Annotated in this window: 18 protein-coding genes and 1 tRNA gene; 8 read left to right on the forward strand and 11 right to left on the reverse strand. The window is 40.6% G+C overall.

Annotated elements, in window-relative coordinates; genetic code table 11:
- Positions 1-4: 4 nt before the first annotated feature.
- The 3 genes from DBR43_RS22860 to DBR43_RS22870 form a co-directional block, all read right to left on the reverse strand.
- Positions 5-334, reverse strand: coding sequence for a DMT family transporter (locus tag DBR43_RS22860; RefSeq protein WP_124585207.1), 330 nt, complete (start codon positions 332-334; stop codon positions 5-7).
- A 2-nt stretch (positions 335-336) separates the two neighbouring features.
- Complete coding sequence (locus DBR43_RS22865; RefSeq protein ID WP_124585209.1) at positions 337-1,224, reverse strand: DUF3078 domain-containing protein; 888 nt, start codon at positions 1,222-1,224, stop codon at positions 337-339.
- 113 nt (positions 1,225-1,337) lie between these two features.
- Positions 1,338-2,084, reverse strand: a complete 747-nt coding sequence (locus DBR43_RS22870; protein ID WP_124585211.1) for a LytR/AlgR family response regulator transcription factor — start codon at positions 2,082-2,084, stop codon at positions 1,338-1,340.
- Positions 2,085-2,351: 267 nt separating this feature from the next.
- On the opposite strand from DBR43_RS22870, the gene DBR43_RS22875 reads away from it, so the two are divergent.
- Positions 2,352-2,897: a hypothetical protein gene (locus DBR43_RS22875; RefSeq protein ID WP_124585213.1), complete on the forward strand. Its 546-nt coding sequence runs from the start codon at positions 2,352-2,354 to the stop codon at positions 2,895-2,897.
- Here DBR43_RS22875 and DBR43_RS22880 read toward each other — a convergent pair.
- The 3 genes from DBR43_RS22880 to DBR43_RS22890 all read right to left on the reverse strand — a co-directional run bounded on the left by DBR43_RS22880 (position 2,894) and on the right by DBR43_RS22890 (position 4,102).
- Positions 2,894-3,334 (reverse strand): DUF1801 domain-containing protein, encoded by a 441-nt coding sequence (locus tag DBR43_RS22880; protein ID WP_124585215.1) that lies wholly within the window; start codon positions 3,332-3,334, stop codon positions 2,894-2,896. The two genes, DBR43_RS22875 and DBR43_RS22880, sit on opposite strands and share 4 nt — an antisense overlap.
- 3 nt (positions 3,335-3,337) lie before the next feature.
- On the reverse strand, positions 3,338-3,883 hold the full coding sequence (locus DBR43_RS22885) for a 3'-5' exonuclease (protein WP_124585217.1): 546 nt from the start codon (positions 3,881-3,883) through the stop codon (positions 3,338-3,340).
- Positions 3,884-4,028: 145 nt separating this feature from the next.
- A tRNA-Asn gene (locus tag DBR43_RS22890) sits at positions 4,029-4,102 on the reverse strand.
- A 144-nt stretch (positions 4,103-4,246) separates the two neighbouring features.
- Between DBR43_RS22890 and DBR43_RS22895 the strand changes: the two genes are divergently transcribed.
- Positions 4,247-5,167: a PfkB family carbohydrate kinase gene (locus tag DBR43_RS22895; RefSeq protein ID WP_124585219.1), complete on the forward strand. Its 921-nt coding sequence runs from the start codon at positions 4,247-4,249 to the stop codon at positions 5,165-5,167.
- A 43-nt stretch (positions 5,168-5,210) separates the two neighbouring features.
- Here DBR43_RS22895 and DBR43_RS22900 read toward each other — a convergent pair whose 3' ends face one another.
- The 4 genes from DBR43_RS22900 to murB all read right to left on the reverse strand — a co-directional run bounded on the left by DBR43_RS22900 (position 5,211) and on the right by murB (position 7,951).
- Positions 5,211-5,447, reverse strand: a complete 237-nt coding sequence (locus DBR43_RS22900; RefSeq protein ID WP_124585221.1) for a cytochrome b5 domain-containing protein — start codon at positions 5,445-5,447, stop codon at positions 5,211-5,213.
- The gene (locus DBR43_RS22905; protein ID WP_124585223.1) at positions 5,447-6,118 is read right to left on the reverse strand and encodes a lycopene cyclase domain-containing protein; all 672 of its coding nucleotides are present in this window, start codon (positions 6,116-6,118) and stop codon (positions 5,447-5,449) included. Before DBR43_RS22905 ends, DBR43_RS22900 begins: the two co-directional genes overlap by 1 nt.
- Before the next feature lie 120 nt (positions 6,119-6,238).
- A complete protein-coding gene (locus DBR43_RS22910) occupies positions 6,239-6,769 on the reverse strand; it encodes an RNA polymerase sigma factor (protein ID WP_074608659.1) in 531 nt (176 codons plus the stop codon).
- 165 nt (positions 6,770-6,934) lie between these two features.
- Positions 6,935-7,951, reverse strand: coding sequence for a UDP-N-acetylmuramate dehydrogenase (gene murB / locus DBR43_RS22915; protein ID WP_124585225.1), 1,017 nt, complete (start codon positions 7,949-7,951; stop codon positions 6,935-6,937).
- A gap of 160 nt (positions 7,952-8,111) precedes the next feature.
- Between murB and DBR43_RS22920 the strand changes: the two genes are divergently transcribed.
- The 6 genes from DBR43_RS22920 (at position 8,112) to DBR43_RS22945 (ending at position 16,029) form a co-directional block, all read left to right on the forward strand.
- Positions 8,112-8,720, forward strand: coding sequence for a TetR/AcrR family transcriptional regulator (locus tag DBR43_RS22920; protein ID WP_124585227.1), 609 nt, complete (start codon positions 8,112-8,114; stop codon positions 8,718-8,720).
- Between the two features lie 115 nt (positions 8,721-8,835).
- Positions 8,836-9,441 carry a TetR/AcrR family transcriptional regulator gene (locus DBR43_RS22925; RefSeq protein ID WP_074608652.1) on the forward strand — a complete coding sequence of 202 codons (606 nt, stop codon included), beginning with the start codon at positions 8,836-8,838 and terminating at the stop codon, positions 9,439-9,441.
- 24 nt (positions 9,442-9,465) lie between these two features.
- A complete protein-coding gene (locus DBR43_RS22930; protein WP_124585229.1) occupies positions 9,466-10,827 on the forward strand; it encodes a TolC family protein in 1,362 nt (453 codons plus the stop codon).
- The gene (locus DBR43_RS22935) at positions 10,824-11,888 is read left to right on the forward strand and encodes an efflux RND transporter periplasmic adaptor subunit (RefSeq protein ID WP_124585230.1); all 1,065 of its coding nucleotides are present in this window, start codon (positions 10,824-10,826) and stop codon (positions 11,886-11,888) included. Before DBR43_RS22930 ends, DBR43_RS22935 begins: the two co-directional genes overlap by 4 nt.
- A 37-nt stretch (positions 11,889-11,925) precedes the next feature.
- Positions 11,926-15,120 (forward strand): efflux RND transporter permease subunit, encoded by a 3,195-nt coding sequence (locus DBR43_RS22940; protein ID WP_124585231.1) that lies wholly within the window; start codon positions 11,926-11,928, stop codon positions 15,118-15,120.
- A gap of 93 nt (positions 15,121-15,213) precedes the next feature.
- Positions 15,214-16,029: a hypothetical protein gene (locus DBR43_RS22945; protein WP_124585233.1), complete on the forward strand. Its 816-nt coding sequence runs from the start codon at positions 15,214-15,216 to the stop codon at positions 16,027-16,029.
- A gap of 33 nt (positions 16,030-16,062) precedes the next feature.
- On the opposite strand, the gene lpdA is transcribed toward DBR43_RS22945, so the two are convergent.
- On the reverse strand, positions 16,063-17,469 hold the full coding sequence (gene lpdA / locus DBR43_RS22950; protein WP_124585235.1) for a dihydrolipoyl dehydrogenase: 1,407 nt from the start codon (positions 17,467-17,469) through the stop codon (positions 16,063-16,065).
- Positions 17,470-17,499 lie beyond the last annotated feature (30 nt).

The following is a 17,499-nucleotide window of genomic DNA, read 5'->3' on the forward strand; positions in this document are numbered from 1 at the left end:
ACACCTAATGTGAAGCTGATTTAGAAAACACATTGATCACGATCACCCCGAGAATGATCAGTGAGATCCCCAGAATTGCTGGCAAATCCAGCTTTTGCTGATATAAAAAATATCCGGCAGCAGAAACCAGTACAATACCAACACCCGACCATAATGCATAAGCAATACCAACCTGCATGGTTCTTAATGTTAGGCTGAGAAAATAAAAGGCAATCATATAGCCCGCAATTACAATAAGCGAAGGAATCAATTTAGAAAACTGCTCCGAAGCTTTTAAAGCACTTGTAGCGATTACTTCGGCAGTAATCGCTACAAATAAATAGATAAATTTCATATTTAGAATTTATAAGTCAGTCCGGCACCAAAGATCTGTTTCACCTGTAAAGCCGGGCCTTCATTTACGCCATCTTTTCTAAGGATTTTAGTTTTATCATCATAGATCAATTGTACGCCGGCATTTACCGTTACAAACTTATTTACTTTCATAAACAGATTGCCGGTATAATCAGTAACCACATTCTGTGGTTTATCAAGATAGTTGGAATATAGTTTCAAAATGTTCTCAAAGCTGATGTTCTCCATTAGGTTTACTTTATAATAAGCATCCAGGGAGGCACCAAACTGGAAGTCAGTTTTCTTTCCTGATTTAACCCCAAAAGCGCCTTGTCTGGAAAGCGAATCGTTAGCAACAATTACGATTCTGGACGCCGCAGGAGAAATATTAATCCTGAAATTATCCGAACGTTTGTAAGCAAAACCAGGCCCAAAAGTAAGGTACGCAGGTGCAAAAGCTTTCGAAATTAACTTTTTTGATCCATTCGAACCGTAAGAATAACCATTCGCAAACTGCGTCTGAAAGTTGGCATAGAAGGTATACAGCCAGTATTTTGCCGCTTTATATCCCACTAAGCTGTTCAGAATGATTTTATCATCATTCTTACGAACGCCCACATCTTCCTGCTTGCTCAACCCGAAACCCACAATCGCTTTATTGTCCCAGCTCCATTTGTCTTTTTTATAATTGAAGTCATAATTAAAAAGCAGGTTTCCGGCAAAAGCGTTTACGCCCCCTGCAGACCAGTTCGAAAAGGAACTCTGGTTGATTAAAAAGGTATTTTCTCCATGGATGGTCCATCTTTTTGTGGTGTCCACTGCCGCGGGCTCCTGGGCATAGCCGATCAGGCTGAAACAGGAGATGATTAAAAGTAGCGTTGTCTTTTTCATAGATAAATGATTGTTAGATGAAGTATAGAATAGATAGGTAATGCTGTGAAATTACAAATTTATTATCTCAACAGGAAAAGCCCCCAATCTTTCTATATCCATCAGAAGCTCCTTCAAACCGTCAAAAAGGAATCCAGAAAGTTCATCACATAATCTCTGCGACGTGTGGAAATAGGGATTTCCTTTCCGTTTCTTAACACCAGATATCCCTCTTTGTGGTAACGGTCAATAAATCGCTTATTAACGAGATAGGAACGATGGGTACGGATAAAGAACTTCTCCGGTAATAACTCTTCATACTCTTTAAGCGTTTTAGAAATCATGATCTCACGTCCGTCCGTCATAAAGAAAGTGGTATACCCTCCATCGCTTTTGCAGAAGGCAATATCTTCAAATGATACAATATCAAAGTATTGCTGGAAACGAAGTACGATCCGGTTGTCCTTATCCGGTTCTCTATAATGCTGTCTGCTGACCAACAATTGATTTTCCTGAACTGCAGGCGTTTTTTCTTCTATAATTTTCCTTATTGCCTGTTCAAGTTCTTCTTCATTTAAAGGCTTAAGCAGGTAATCCAGGGCACCATATTTAATCGCCTTAATGGCGAAATGATTATAAGCAGTAATAAAAATCACATGAAAGCGACCTGGCTTCACCTGATCAAGAATATCAAAACCAGTTCCATCCGGCAAATCGATGTCCAATAAAATGATGTCCGGAGCAGTGCCCGAAACCATCACCAGGGCAGCTTCTACGGTTCCACAGGAACCTACCACAACAACATCAGTCCTTCCATCAAAAATCCTGACGATAGAATTGCGGATCACCGGCTCATCTTCTACCACTAATATTCGTTTCAATTCTAATTTATGTTTTTGCTTTTAACTAATAAAACCCTCTTTTCGTCATATGGTTAATTAAAAAGGGTGAATGATTTTGTCACTTAACGAATTTAACAATATTTTTCACATTCTAAAGTAAGCAGCGGCTGAGCGGGGGGATACAAAAAATGATTAGGACCAAACCTCCGGCGTATGTTAACCGGTACCCGGCGTTTACCAAACCCAGGAATATGGAGTACTTATTTTTTATATCCTTGCTAAGAAATCTGTCTTATTCAAAATCACATGAAAGGAAATATTTTCTTTGCCGCGATACTATTTACCTTATCAACAGGTTGCGGGTCTTTCAGGAAAAACTCAGCCCAGCCCCTCGTCCATGTAGAAACCGACAATTACGAGTCGCTAAACGGCAGATATACTACGCGTACAGACACTTCCAGGCAATCTAAAAATTTCAATCTATGGCCATACCTTACCAGAGAACCGATGGAAGAAACCTTATTAATGAAAGACCTGTCCGTTGACTTAAAAATGATCAGCAAAAGAAGATTACAGATCACACTTTATGATGGAGAGGCCCGGCTATCTCAAAAACTCATTAAAGGGAAATTAAGAAAAGGATATTTCAAGCTAAGGGACAAAACGAAGCTAAACGGAATCCCTCCACTCTTCTGGACTTTATTTTCAGAAAAAACAAGAATAGGCAAATCTGCAAAAGGGAACCTTCAATTGGAAAATGTAAGCGCCCGCTGTGGTATGGCTATATTTTTCCTGGCTTCAACACCCGATACCCATGTAGCTCTAGGTTTTCAGCCCATTCAAAAGCATTAAGCCTTCTTGATTTTGGAAATGCTCTTTCCGGTGGTTTTTGTAGGCTTCTCCATGTGTTTCAGCGCAAACGCTATCGATGCTTTGATGAGTTGTACCACCTCCTCATTTCTATAGTCTGAGGGCGTTCTTACCGGAATATGCCGGATGAGGTTTCCTGTACCAACCAGCAAATGCTGCGGGTCATCCAGACGTGTCCCTTTCGTAAAACCTAAATTTAAATGATTGGTATATATCGGAATCATACAATAAGCATCCCCCAGCTTTTCCGAGAGGGAGAAGGCAGTTGTCAGGGCATGCGTATGATACAGCAATTCATTGCTTTCCGGATGTATTTCGAGTAGAAAAGCCCTTAAATCACAGAAGAGTTCTACTAGACTTTGCTCCTTCAAGACCAATAAGCTAAAGAAATCCGGATGGATGGGCTTAACTTTTTCCATACCTTAATTTAAAATCCAGTTCAATATTTTGGCAATATTATTTGCATCATCAACACCACGGTGATGGGTTCCTTCCAGAGGAATCTTGAGCAGATTTAATGCAGCGGACATGCCCTTTTCATGACTCAGCTTCTTTTTTAAAGCGAATAACGTCTTTACATTGATATGGGAAGGACCAAAAGGATACCCAATGTTCATAGCGGTACATTGTTTCTGAAATTGTTTCTGATCATATGCCCCAAAACTTGCCCAGGGCCTGCCTTGCGATAAGTATTGATCTTGTAAAATCCGACAGGCTTCTTTGAACGCGATCCCTTCTTCTTCGATCATCTGCGGTGTAATTGTGGTCAATTCAGTGCAGAAAAGACTGATCTCAGACCGCTCGGGCTTTACCAGTATCCCCCTGTTTTCGGAAATCTCGCCAGTGCGAATATCCAGGAGACATACGCCAACCTCAATAATGTCACTTTCCATTCCTTTTGGTTGTCCGGTATTCCAGCAGGTTGCTTCTATGTCTACGATTACTATTTTATCTAATTTATTTGCCACGTTATTGAAGTCTGTTTAAGATTTGAGCGTTCTTTGAATTTTGAGGACATTAATTTTATATAATTACATCAAATATATGATTATAAAAAATCTTTTCGGAAACAAAAAAAACCTCTCAGTTTTCACTGAAAGGCTTTTAATTGGGCTCCCGAGACTGGGCTCGAACCAGTGACCCTCTGATTAACAGTCAGATGCTCTAACCAGCTGAGCTACTCGGGAGTACTGGCTATCCAAAAAAACGGCTTTTTGAAGTCTTAAACAACATTAAGTTTCGTTCGTTTTGGGAATGCAATATTAGGGGTTTTAATTTATTTATGCAATATTTGTAGCAAAATATTTGAAAATAATTTTAAAAAGATATCTATGAGCTTGATAATCATAGGGACTGTGGCATTTGATGCTATTGAAACTCCCTTCGGAAAAACGGATAAGATAGTCGGAGGAGCCGCTACTTATGCAAGTTTAGCTGCATCCTACTTTTATAATAAAGTAAAAATCGTTGCTGTTGTTGGTGATGATTTTCATAAAGCAGACATTGACACATTCAATGAACATGGAATTGATACCGAAGGATTACAGATAAAAGAAGGAGAGAAATCGTTCTTTTGGTCTGGAAAGTACCACAATGACATGAACAGCAGGGATACTTTAGCTACTGAATTAAATGTTTTAGCCGATTTCGATCCCATCATTCCGGAAAATTATCAGGACTGCGAGTACCTGATGTTAGGAAACCTTACCCCTATTGTACAACGTACCGTAATTGAGCGTTTAAAAAACAGACCAAAGCTGATCGTTTTGGATACCATGAATTTCTGGATGGACATCATGATGGATGACCTTTTGGAAACCCTTAAACTGGTAGACGTACTGACCATTAATGATGAAGAAGCCCGTCAGCTTTCAGGAGAATATTCTTTGGTTAAAGCGGCTAAAAAGATCCTGACAATGGGACCTAAATACCTGATCATTAAAAAAGGAGAACACGGTGCTTTACTATTCCACGAAGACAAAATATTCTCTGCACCGGCTTTACCACTGGCAGAAGTATTTGATCCGACAGGAGCAGGTGATACCTTTGCAGGTGGATTTATCGGCTACCTTGCGAAAGTAGGAACAGTCAATTTCAACAACATGAAAAATGCCATTATCTATGGCTCTGCGCTGGCTTCTTTCTGCGTAGAGAAGTTTGGAACAGAAAAGATCCTTAACCTGACAGACGAAGAGGTAGCAAACCGCATTCAGGAATTCGTAAAACTGAGTGCTTTTACCATCGAAGCATAAATTATACATTAGACAAGGATTGCTTGCAAAAGCATTTCCTTGTCTAACTAAATAGCTTTCCAATCGCTATAAATTTCTCAAAAACATTTTCCGTATGTGGTGCATCCGGCAGCTCCTCAGTGAGGTCCTGTCCTGCCCAGTGTTCATAATGTTTACCATTCCGCCATAAACGACTTTCAGTAACATCATAAATTATCCCGCGATAGGCAACCCAGATCTGCGGCTTATCCTGGCCATTCCGGAGTGCCAGCTGTTGTTTGGTATAAATTGGCAGATCCATTATGCTTTAGCCCTGCTTTTAAACAGCTCAAATAAGTAAACACTCATCAAAAGCATTCCCATAAAGTAAAAATGGCTCTCAAAAGGAATGGCCCCCAGCTTTAAATTGATGACTTCTGTATAAGAAATCACAGGCAGCGTCGAAATAACACCATAAGCAATATAGAAGAGCAGCAATACTGCCAGAAATCCCCGGTAAAATTTATAGGTGAAGCGAAGTTTATTGAGGTATTCGATATAAAAAATCAGGACAAATAAGGCACCAAATGAAATTGCACTGTACCATTTGGTATAGGTAAAAATCAACATGGCAATACAAAGCCCCATCAGCAGATTGCTAAAAGAAAGACTAAATTTATCTAAAGCATTATTGGGGAAGAACGCATTTAATGTAACATAAACACCAATACCTGCCAGACTAATGGCCGCAGTAAACAGAAATTCTTCTACCGGAATTTTCCATAAGGATACCCCTGTCAGGTAAGCAGGGTGAAAACTCCAGCCCCCCACCATCACCAGTACTGTTGCAAATATCGAAAAGGCAAGCCCGGTAATCAGTACCGCAGGAATGGCAAACTTTATGGTCCGGTTAAAACTTGTTTTTTTAACAAATAGCAAAACCATCGGGATAACCAGGATGCCAAGTGCCAGCAACAGATAAGTAAAATTCATTTATTTAATTAGTTAAGCCCAAAAATATGATTTTGACGGCGTTTACCAATGAATTTTTTATGGCATAAAAAAAGCGCTTTAACATCTGGGTTAAAGCGCTTTTAAATACCTTCGGGAGGGTTAAACAACCTCTGCACCCAAAATTTCTTTAGAATAGGTTTTCAGATATTTTTTAAGAATCTGACGGGCAACGTGTATCCTCGTCTTTACTGTACCGATTGGAATCTCTAACATTTCGGCAATTTCATGGTATTTATATCCTTCAAAATATTTGATGAAAGGAATGTAATATTCCGGCTGAAGTGTAGAAAGCGCTTTATTGATATCACCTATAATAAACTTACTGTCGCTCGTATTTTTTGCAGCACTATAGTGCAGATTGGCAGAAGAAATGTCGTCTGATTTGGTAATTAATGCATTGGTTTTCACCAAACGTCTGTAGTTGTTAATGAAGGTATTTTTCATGATGGTAAATAACCATCCTTTAAGATTTGTACCTTCTTTAAACTTACTGTAGTAAGTTACCGCTTTTAGCATGGTATCTTGAACCAGGTCGTTTGCATCCTCAATGTCTTTCGTAAAATTTAAAGCGAATGACTGCAAAGAAACCGAATGGTCATTTAACTGGAGGTTGAATTCATTTTTTGTCATAATGTTTTAAGTTTTAAGGTTAAAAAAGCAAACAACGTTTTTAGGAGTGGCGCTCAACGTTTGTTTAATCTTACACACCAAATGCTATACAACATATGTACCAAAAAATCAATCCGAATGTTAACAAATTGTTTTTTAGGGTTGACAATGACCAAGAGGGCTATGTCACAGAATATTTACTTCTCTTTCCAGTCTGACGCCAAATCTGGCCGCTACCGTATCTATTATATTTTCTGAAAAACTATACACTTCCTGTCCGCTTGCCTGTCCATGGTTGACAAGTACCAGGGCCTGGTTTTTCCAGGTTCCTGTTTGCCCAACCACTTTACCTTTAAATCCACATTGCTCTATTAACCAGCCAGCTGCAAGTTTAACCTTACCATTTCCAGCGGGATAATGTACCAGTTCAGGAAATTTTTCAAAGATCTTTTGGAAGGCATCTTCCTCAATTACAGGGTTCTTAAAAAAGCTTCCGGCATTGCCTATGGTTGAAGGATCCGGGAGCTTACTTACCCTGATATGGGAAACTACGGCAGAAACATCGGCGATTGTCGGATGTGCAATCCCTCTTTTAACCAGCTCTTCCTGAATCGCGCCATATTGCGTATTGATACTGGCTACCCTGCTTAATCTGAAACTGACCTCTGTGATGATGTATTGCCCCTTCAGCTCATTTTTAAAAATACTATCCCGGTACCCAAAGCGGCAATCCTGATGATTAAAGGACCTGCGTTTTCCCGTAGCAATTTCATAAGCCGAGCAGGATTCAAAAACATCTTTAAGCTCAACGCCGTATGCACCGATATTCTGGATCGGAGAAGCCCCTACCGTTCCGGGGATCAGGCTCAGATTCTCTACTCCTGCAAAACCTTTTTGTACACAATAATTTACAAAATCGTTCCAGACCACGCCCGCTCCGGCAGTAACGATCACCTCATCCCCATGAATCTCCTCAGAAATCCCGGGGATACTCATTTTTATCACCAGGCCATCAAAGTCTTTTGTAAATAAAAGATTACTTCCACCTCCCAAAATCAACAACTGCTGCTCCTTGATCAATTCGGATTTCAACAGTTCTTCCAATGCAGATGAACTAAATACTTCTGCAAAATAATGGCTGCTGACAGGTATACTAAAGGTGTTATAAGGTTTTAATGAGATATTTTCCTGGAAGATGGTCATAGATAAAATGAACTGATTTGCTATAGGGTACAAATGTAATTGTTAAGGAGTGTAATAAACATGTTTAAATAAATATTTAAAAAATTTGTCTATTTTTCGTCTCAATTGCTCAAATCAACAGCAACGAGGTGCTATAGAGAGGGAGAATACTAGAATTTGTATGGAAAATCAGGATAAAAAGAGAATTTTAATTATTGAAGCTGCTTTAAAGCGTTTTGCCCATTATGGCCTGTCAAAAACGACCATGACAGAAATCGCGAAAGATATCTCTTTTTCAAAAGCATTACTTTATTATTATTTCCCTGACAAACTGAGCCTGTATGTAAGTGCCATTGAACACCTGATGCAAATCATCAGCAGGGACCTGGTCAAATCTGTTGATAAAACAAAAACGGCAACGGAGGGTGTACTTAAACTGCTACAAAAAAGACAGGCCTTTATCCAGAAGTACTATAATATCCTGGAGTCCAGTCAGATTATCGGCAATGAACTTCCCGACAACCTGGCAGAAAAGTTCCATAAAGCCAGGACTTTTGAATTCATCATTATCGGCTCCTTGTTTAGCCGGGGCGTAACCAGTAAAGAATTTGCGATCTCAGATACCAAACTAGCAACAGAAATATTCATCGATGCCTTATCTGGCATTCATTTCAACATCCTCTCAAAAGACAAGAGCATGTTCCCCGGAAAAGAACAATTCAAGCAGATTTTTCTAAAAGAAAAGATGTTTGCCGACATCTTCCTAAACGGATTGAAAATAAAACAATAAAATTTCGTCATTTTTATGTAACTTTTATATGATTTTCATATTAAAGTTTCTGTTGCCGGAATATGGCAGTATTTTTGACCGTTCAAAGAAAAAAGTCAGAAAGTAGAAAAGTAGAATGGTAGAGACAGATAAAAAAAGAGAACTGATTATTGAGGGTGCGATAAAGCGCTTCATTCATTATGGAATTAACAAAACCACAATGAATGAGATTGCGGACGATTTATCGGTATCCAAACCTTCCTTATATTATTATTTTCCAGATAAAAGCAGCCTGGTACTGGGAGTAATTGATAAGATTTTCTCCGATTACTTCGAGATTTTAGAAAGAGATCAATTTGCGAAAGACACCCTTGAAGAACGTTTCGCAGCATTTGTTGAGGTTAAACACCGCTTTTTTCAGAAATATTATATGCTTCACCTCTCAGGTGGCAGCCCGGATGCCTCTCTCAGCTCCGATGAGCTTAGGGAATCCTTCATGAAAATGAAAGCAAAAAATGAAAACCTGCATGCCGAAATTTTGCAAAGAGCAGTTGACAATAAAGAGATTGCCCCTTGTGAGGTAAACAAAATGGCCGAACTCTATCTGGACAGCCTGTCAGGAATCACCTCACTATGTCTGCTCCATGGAAACAAAGAACTCTTCCCAAGCAAAAAAGACATGAAAGCCATATTAGAGAAACAACTCAGCTTATCTAAAATATTTATCAAAGGATTAAAATAAAACAGACCCCAAATTATCATAAACATGAATACAATAATTAAACAGGTAAGATTAATTCCGCTACTGCTGCTGGGGTTATTATTATCGAATGCAGCAAGTGCACAGCAAACACTGAGCCTTAAAGATGCATTAAATTACGCCGTTCAGAACGCTGTGTCCGTACGAAAAGCTAACCTTGACGTAGAAGGAGGCAAATTTAAAACCCAGGAGATCAGAGCGCAGGCTTTACCACAACTTACCGGAAGTGCAAGTCTGACCGACAATGTTATCGTCCAAAGTATTGTACTGCCAGGAGAATTCCTGAACAGACCAGGTGAAGTGATTGTTGCTAAAGCAGGTACAAAATACAATGCAGGAGCAGGTCTTCAGTTTAACCAACAACTGTTTAATCAAACTGTTTTTACCGGCCTCAAAGCGGCTAAAACCAGCGAGAGCTATTATAAACTAAATGCACAGCTCTCTGAAGAACAAATTATAGAGCAGGTGGCCAACAATTACTATTCAGTATTGGTCAACAGACAACAAATGAACGTAATTGACACCAACATCAAAAATGTTAAAGTGGTGGAAAAGATCATTTCCGATCAATATAAAAACGGATTGGCAAAAAAGATTGATGTCGACAGGATCAAGGTGAACCTGACAAACCTGCAAACTCAAAGGGCTCAGATTTTAAACGGCATCACCCAATTGGAAAATCAATTGAAATACTCGATGGGAATGCCTGTTGAAACGGTTGTAATCTTGCCACAAACAGAATTAGCAGAGATCAAAAGCCTTCCTGAAATTGCGGAATCTATTGACATGAGCAACCGGACGGAACTAAAAATTGCCAATGTTCAAAAAGAATTATATACACTGGACAGAAAAGCAAAAGTCTCAGAATACTATCCTACCCTTGCATTGAACAGCAATTACAACTATAACGGAGTGAGCAATAAGTTTGATTTATTCAAAGGTAAAGGAGGAACTGCGAACTGGTATGATATGGCCGCAATAGGGATCACCCTAAGGGTTCCGATATTTGATGGTTTCGCCACCCGTTCAAGGGTACGTCAGGCTGATGTGAACCTTAAAAAAGCAGACGAAGACATCAGACAAATGAAAAACTCATTGAATGTAGAGTATGAAAATGCAAAAATCAAGTTAAAGGACAACATGAGCACCATTAATGCTCAACGTCAAAACGTGATCCTTGCCCAGGAAATTTACCAAAGTACTCAAAACAACTACAATAACGGACTGGCTGCATTAACCGATCTTTTGGATACAGAGAATGCACTTACACAAGCTCAGAACAGTTATAACCAGGCATTATTAAACTATAAAATTGCCGAAATTCAATTAATCAAATCAAACGGAAATATAAAATCACTACTACAATGAAAAGAGGAATTATTACAGCCTTAGTAATCATACTTGCCATCGCAGGCATCGTCCTGGTATTAACCAATAATAAAAAGAAAAATGCGGCAAAAACGGCAATTGTAGCTCAAGGTAGCGGTGCAATCAGTGTCCGTACATCAGTGATACAGAAACAGGCCATCAACCTTGATTTTAGTGCAAACGGAACATTTGCCCCTAATCAGGAATTAAACTTCCTGTCGGAAAATGCAGGACGTGTAACCAAAATCTATGTAGAAGAAGGTGACAGGGTAACTAAAGGACAACCGATCGCCCGTATTGATGCCGAGATTTTAAATACTGATAAAGAAACAGCAGAAGCAAACCTTCAAAATGCCATCAGAGACGAAGCCAGATACAGCAGTTCATTCAAAACAGGCGGAGTAACTCAACAACAATTAGATCAGGCAAAACTTGCTGTTCAAAATGCAAAACTAAGGTTACAAAGCAGTCAGAGAAGAGTCAGTGATGCAAACATCAAATCTCCTATCAACGGTATTGTCAACAAAAAATACATTGAAGTAGGTGCTTTTGTAAATGCGCAGGGTACTCAAATGTTTGAATTGGTAGATGTTTCTAAACTGAAACTGAAAGTAAGTGTAAACGAATCTCAGGTAGCGAACCTTAAAGTTGGCGATCAGGTACAGATCAAATCAAACGTATTTCCTACGGATGATTATGTAGGTAAAATCACTTTCATTGCCGCTAAAGCGGATGCTTCCTTAAACTTCCCTATTGAGATCATGGTAGAGAACAATAAGAAAAACACCATTAAAGCAGGAATGTATGGTACTGCAATCTTCAAGTTCCCAGGCCAGGCCCCTTCATTAACCATTCCACGTGGTTCGTTCGTAGGTAGTGTGAGCAGTAACCAGATCTTTGTTTTAGGAGAAGGAAATAAAGCAGTATTGCGTAAAGTTGTTGCCGGCAGAATTCTTGGAGAAAATGTAGAAATCCTTGACGGTCTTAAAGAAGGCGAAACAGTGATCATCAGCGGTCAGATCAACCTGATTGATGGTACTCCGGTTGCTCCTGTGAAATAGAATAGGCCCTTACAATGAAAAATATAAATACATTCTGATGAAAATAACAGAAATTTCTATAAAGCGCCCAACACTCGTTATTGTGGTTTTTACCGTATTAACGCTGATGGGGCTATTGAGCTACTTTGGGCTTAGTTACGAGTTGTTACCGAAGTTCTCGAACAACGTAGTATCCATTTCCACGATATATCCGGGAGCTTCACCAAATGAGGTGGAAAATACCGTTACCAAGAAAATTGAGGATGCGGTCTCCTCCATGGAGAACATTAAGAAACTGAATGCAGTATCTTATGAGAGTTTATCCGTGGTAACCATTACCCTAAATGACAAGGCCAATGTGGATTTATCATTGAATGAGGCCCAACGTAAAGTAAACGCAATCCTTGCAGACTTACCTACAGACGTAAAACCACCATCCCTGAATAAATTCTCACTGGATGATTTACCGGTAATTACCATGTCGGCATCCGCGAAAATGGATGATGCAGCCTTTTACGACTTAATTGACAAACGTATTGCCCCAATCCTTTCCAGGGTTACAGGGGTAGCCCAGGTTAACCTTGTAGGTGGACAGGAACGTGAAATTGTTGTCGGACTGGATGCAGATAAGATCCAGGGTTACGGATTGTCTGTTCCACAAATTCAACAAGCAATCCTGACTTCCAACCTCGATTTCCCAACAGGAAGTGTGAAAACCGAAAATCAGGACGTACTGATCCGTTTATCGGGTAAATACAAATCGATAGACGAGTTGAGAAACCTGGTAGTGGCGACGAGCAAAGCCGGAGCACAAATCAGGTTAAGTGATGTTGCCGATGTTCAGGATGCACAGAAAGAAGTAGAGAAAATCGCGCGGATCGACAGAAAAGGTGCGATTGCCATTCAGATCATTAAACAATCTGATGCGAATGCGGTAGAAGTAAGTAAGGGAATGCATAAAATTGTGGAAACCCTTCAAAAAGACTATAAAGCCAATGATTTAAAAATGCTGATCGTAAACGACAGTTCCATCTTTACGCTGGAATCTGCCGATGCGGTAATCCACGATTTAATCCTCGCGATTATCCTGGTAGCCTTTGTAATGTTGTTCTTCCTCCACAGTTTACGTAATGCGGCCATTGTAATGGTTTCCATTCCCGCATCCCTGATTGCTACGTTTATCGGGATCGGATTATTTGGCTATACCCTGAACCTGATGTCATTACTTGGACTTTCCCTTGTGGTAGGTATCCTTGTCGATGATGCGATCGTGGTATTGGAGAATATATACAGACACATGGAGATGGGTAAAAACAGAGTTCGTGCGGCTTATGATGCCACCAGCGAAATCGGATTTACCGTAGTTTCCATTACCCTGGTAATTGTGGTGGTATTCTTTCCAATTGCGGTAAGTTCCGGATTGGTATCCAATATCCTGCGCCAGTTCTGTGTGGTGGTAATTATCGCTACCCTCCTATCCTTGGTTACCTCATTTACCATTGTACCTTTATTGTCTTCACGTTTCGGTAAACTGGAAAAAATTGAAGGTAAAAACGCATTCGGACGTTTCATTTTATGGTTCGAAAAACAATTGCACAAGTTCACAGTTTGGGTAACCGGTATTTTAGAATGGACTTTACGCCATAAAGCCATTACTTTAATTGGCGTATTCCTTTTACTACTCAGTTCATGTGGATTAACCATCGGTGGTTTCATCGGAACAGAGTTTTTCCCTAAGAGTGATAAAGGAGAGTTCCTGGTACAGATAGAGCTTCCTAAAGATGCCTCTATTGAAAAAACAAACCAGGTGACCCAGCAGGCAGAAGCATTCTTACAGACGAAAAAAGAAATCACACAGTTGATTACCACAGTTGGACAATCCAGTGGTGACTTTGGTGGTACTCAGGCTACAGCCTATAAATCAGAGATCAACGTAAAACTCGTTGAGCGTAAAGAACGTGAGGATGAATCCAGTATCTATGCGACTAAAGTGAGTCGTGAGCTGGCAAAGATTCTTGTTGGAGCGAAAGTAAAAACAGTTCCGATCAGTATTTTGGGTATTGCTGAGAATGCACCTATCGATATGGTAGTGATGGGTTCAGACCTGGACAGTGCCATGAAATATGCAGAAGGGGCAATGAAAGTACTGAGCAAGATTCAGGGTTCTGCCGAGATCAAGCTTTCCGTAGAGAAAGGTAGTCCGGAGATTAATGTTCAGGTAGACCGCGATAAGATGGCCGCCCTGGGCTTAACACTGCAAACGGTAGGTACAACGATGCAAACTGCCTTTAGTGGAAATACAGATGGTAAATACCGTAAAGGAGAGTATGAATACGACATTAATATTCGTTACCAGACTTTCAACCGTAAAGATATTGATGACGTAAGAAACCTGATCTTCATTAATGCTACCGGGCAACAGGTAAAACTATCCCAGTTCGCAGACATTAAAGAAGGCGCCGGACCAAGTCAGCTGGAACGTAGAGATAAGAGTACTTCAGTTTCTGTAAAAGCACAGTCTATCGGTAGGCCAACAGGTACGATCGTAGCAGAGCTGCAGACAAAACTGGAAGAAATGGAGAAAAATGGTCAGTTGAAAAAACCTGTAGGTGTAAGTTACGTATGGGCCGGTGACCAGGAGAACCAAAGCGAAGGTTTTGGTACCTTAGGAATCGCCTTAATGGCCTCTATCATCCTGGTATACCTGATCATGGTAGCCCTTTACGACAGTTTTGTTTATCCTTTCGTGGTGATGTTCTCGATTCCTTTATCGGTAATCGGAGCCTTACTTGCACTGGCATTGACCAACAACTCGCTGGGTATCTTTACCATTTTAGGTTTGATCATGCTAATTGGTCTGGTAGCGAAGAATGCGATCATCCTGGTCGATTTTACGAACCAGATGAAAGCAGAAGGAAAGTCAACGCATGAAGCCCTTGTATTGGCCAACCATGCCCGTTTACGTCCAATCCTGATGACAACGATTGCCATGGTAATCGGTATGCTTCCAATTGCCCTGGCAAGTGGTGCAGGTGCGGAATGGAAAAACGGTCTGGCCTGGGTAATTGTAGGTGGACTAACCAGTTCACTATTCCTGACCCTGATCGTGGTTCCGGTAATGTACCAGGTATTCGACGGCATCTTAGACCGCTTTGGCTTCAATAAAAAAGGCAAAACGATGGAAGAACTGATCGCTGAACCTTACGACCATAAAGACGTAAAAGAATACGACCTGGAAGGCGGACATCATTAACGACCATCCAAAGTCAGATCAAAGAGGAACCCTTTACCAGGGTTCCTCTTTTTTGTTTTAAATTAATGGTCAGAGTTTTGCTATACACCAGGTATGATGAAACATGCCTTATTACTCGCACTTACCTGTGGCTGGCTGGGTTCAAATGCCCAGCATCCTCCCGTATTTGAAGGAATGACCATGGACTCTACCATTCTGGAATTAAATGACCTGCCTCTTGAACTGGTCAAATACAAATATGGCGCACAGAAAATCAGCTTCCTGGCCATTCACGATGATGAAGATACCGGCGTAAAAGCAGCTTTTGAATACCTCCGTTTAAACGGAGGTGATATCATTGATTGTCAGTACGGCGGACAGAGAAATTATGTCTTCAGTTATAACGGACAGGATTTTCAGACCGATCCGAACAGCATCTATTCCAGACCAGGCATCACCCTTGGCCTGGAGAAATATGGGAAAACAGATGAGGTCGTATCCGATCAGCTGGAACAGATCGGCAAGGAAATTCTTAACTTTTACCAACCTGCAAAACTGGGCTATATCTTTACCCTGCACAACAACGCAGACGAAGGATTCGGGATTTCCTCCTATCTCCCTGGCGCGGAACTGGAAAACGTGGCGGATTCCGTACACGTTAACCCTGCCATGGACCCTGACGACCTGATTCTGGTAACCGAAAAAGTGTTATTCAGCAAGCTGAAAAAAGAAAATGTAAATGTGGTGTTGCAGCATCAGGAAGCTGAAGACGATGGTTCCCTTTCGATCTATGCGATGAAAAACAAGATTCCTTACCTGAACGTGGAAGTTCAGCACGGCCATCTGGAAGACAATTTAATGCTGATAGAAGCGGGAGTCAGGGCATTGCGAGAAAGTTATCCTGAGCGCATAAAAAAGGCCGCAGATTAATCTGCAGCCTTTTCTTTGATCAATCACAATTGATTACATGTGTATTGCTCTATTTTCAGTCGCCGCCATTGCCGCTTCTTTAATTGCTTCTGTATAGGTTGGGTGAGCATGACAAATTCTTGCGATATCCTCTGCCGAAGCACGGAATTCCATCGCCACAACTGCCTCAGCAATCATATCTGCTGCACGTGGGCCTATCATGTGAACACCAAGGATCTCATCAGTTTTAGCATCAGCCAATACTTTTACAAAACCATCCGTATCCATACTTGCTTTCGCACGTCCGCTTGCTTTGAAAGGGAATGACCCGGCTTTATAAGCCGTACCTTTTTCTTTCAGTTGTTCTTCTGTATAACCTACAGAAGCCACTTCAGGCCAGGTATACACTACGCCCGGAATCAGGTTATAATTGATATGTGGTTTTTGCCCTGCAATTGTTTCTGCAACATAAACACCTTCATCTTCCGCTTTATGCGCAAGCATAGCTCCTTTAATGACATCTCCGATCGCATATACACCAGGAACAGCCGTTTCTAAATGCTCATTTACCGGAATCTTGTTACCGCGCTCTTCTGGTGTGATGCCAATATTTTCCAAGCCTAAGCCCGTAGTATAAGCGGTACGTCCTACTGCCACGATGCAATAATCAGCTTCCAATTTTACCTGCTCACCTTTTGCATTATCTGCGGTTACCGTTACTCTTTTACCTTTAGCAGTAGCTCCGGTTACTTTATGTCCCATGTAAAACTCCATACCCAAAGATTTTTTCAACACACGTTGAAGTTCTTTTCCCAGGCCGGCATCCATGGTTCCAATGATAGATGGCATAAATTCAACCACCGATACTTTAGTACCCAGACGTGCGTAAACTGATCCCAGTTCCAGACCAATTACACCACCACCGATCACCACCATTTCTTTAGGAACCTCTTTAATATTTAAAGCTTCTGTAGAAGTAATGATTCTCTTTTTATCGATTGGTAAAAATGGCAAAGCAGTTGGCTTAGAACCCGAAGCAATGATCACATTTTTTGCAGTTACCGTTTCAGTAGTTCCATCTTCCTTAGTGATTTTGATCGTATTCTTGTCTACGAAAGACCCGATTCCCTGGAAAGAATCAATTTTATTCTTTTTGAAAAGATATTGGATTCCAACCGTATTCTGTGTCACCACATCATCCTTACGTGCAATCATCTGTGGCATATCCACTTTCAGATCTTTCAGGTTGATCCCATGAGTCTGGAAAGTATGTGCCGCATTGTGAAAATGCTCTGAAGAGTCTAACAATGCTTTTGAAGGGATACAACCTACATTTAAGCAGGTTCCACCAAAAGTTTTATATTTTTCTATCACTGCCGTTTTTAAGCCAAGTTGGGCACATCTGATTGCTCCAACATAACCGCCCGGGCCCGAGCCAATAACAACTACATCGTATTGCATATAAAGGATTTTTTTTGTTGCACAAAGTTA

The organism is Pedobacter sp. KBW06, from assembly GCF_003852525.1.
Classification (GTDB): domain Bacteria; phylum Bacteroidota; class Bacteroidia; order Sphingobacteriales; family Sphingobacteriaceae; genus Pedobacter.

What these genes read in the sequence shown, in the direction of transcription:
- DBR43_RS22860 (WP_124585207.1), bottom strand. Translation starts at nt 334, where the DNA reads ATGAAATTTATCTATTTATTTGTAGCGATTACTGCCGAAGTAATCGCT.
- DBR43_RS22865 (WP_124585209.1), bottom strand. Translation starts at nt 1,224, where the DNA reads ATGAAAAAGACAACGCTACTTTTAATCATCTCCTGTTTCAGCCTGATC.
- DBR43_RS22875 (WP_124585213.1), top strand. Translation starts at nt 2,352, where the DNA reads ATGAAAGGAAATATTTTCTTTGCCGCGATACTATTTACCTTATCAACA.
- DBR43_RS22880 (WP_124585215.1), bottom strand. Translation starts at nt 3,334, where the DNA reads ATGGAAAAAGTTAAGCCCATCCATCCGGATTTCTTTAGCTTATTGGTC.
- DBR43_RS22895 (WP_124585219.1), top strand. Translation starts at nt 4,247, where the DNA reads ATGAGCTTGATAATCATAGGGACTGTGGCATTTGATGCTATTGAAACT.
- DBR43_RS22900 (WP_124585221.1), bottom strand. Translation starts at nt 5,447, where the DNA reads ATGGATCTGCCAATTTATACCAAACAACAGCTGGCACTCCGGAATGGC.
- DBR43_RS22905 (WP_124585223.1), bottom strand. Translation starts at nt 6,118, where the DNA reads ATGAATTTTACTTATCTGTTGCTGGCACTTGGCATCCTGGTTATCCCG.
- DBR43_RS22910 (WP_074608659.1), bottom strand. Translation starts at nt 6,769, where the DNA reads ATGACAAAAAATGAATTCAACCTCCAGTTAAATGACCATTCGGTTTCT.
- murB (WP_124585225.1), bottom strand. Translation starts at nt 7,951, where the DNA reads ATGACCATCTTCCAGGAAAATATCTCATTAAAACCTTATAACACCTTT.
- DBR43_RS22920 (WP_124585227.1), top strand. Translation starts at nt 8,112, where the DNA reads ATGGAAAATCAGGATAAAAAGAGAATTTTAATTATTGAAGCTGCTTTA.
- DBR43_RS22925 (WP_074608652.1), top strand. Translation starts at nt 8,836, where the DNA reads ATGGTAGAGACAGATAAAAAAAGAGAACTGATTATTGAGGGTGCGATA.
- DBR43_RS22930 (WP_124585229.1), top strand. Translation starts at nt 9,466, where the DNA reads ATGAATACAATAATTAAACAGGTAAGATTAATTCCGCTACTGCTGCTG.
- DBR43_RS22935 (WP_124585230.1), top strand. Translation starts at nt 10,824, where the DNA reads ATGAAAAGAGGAATTATTACAGCCTTAGTAATCATACTTGCCATCGCA.
- DBR43_RS22940 (WP_124585231.1), top strand. Translation starts at nt 11,926, where the DNA reads ATGAAAATAACAGAAATTTCTATAAAGCGCCCAACACTCGTTATTGTG.
- DBR43_RS22945 (WP_124585233.1), top strand. Translation starts at nt 15,214, where the DNA reads ATGATGAAACATGCCTTATTACTCGCACTTACCTGTGGCTGGCTGGGT.
- lpdA (WP_124585235.1), bottom strand. Translation starts at nt 17,469, where the DNA reads ATGCAATACGATGTAGTTGTTATTGGCTCGGGCCCGGGCGGTTATGTT.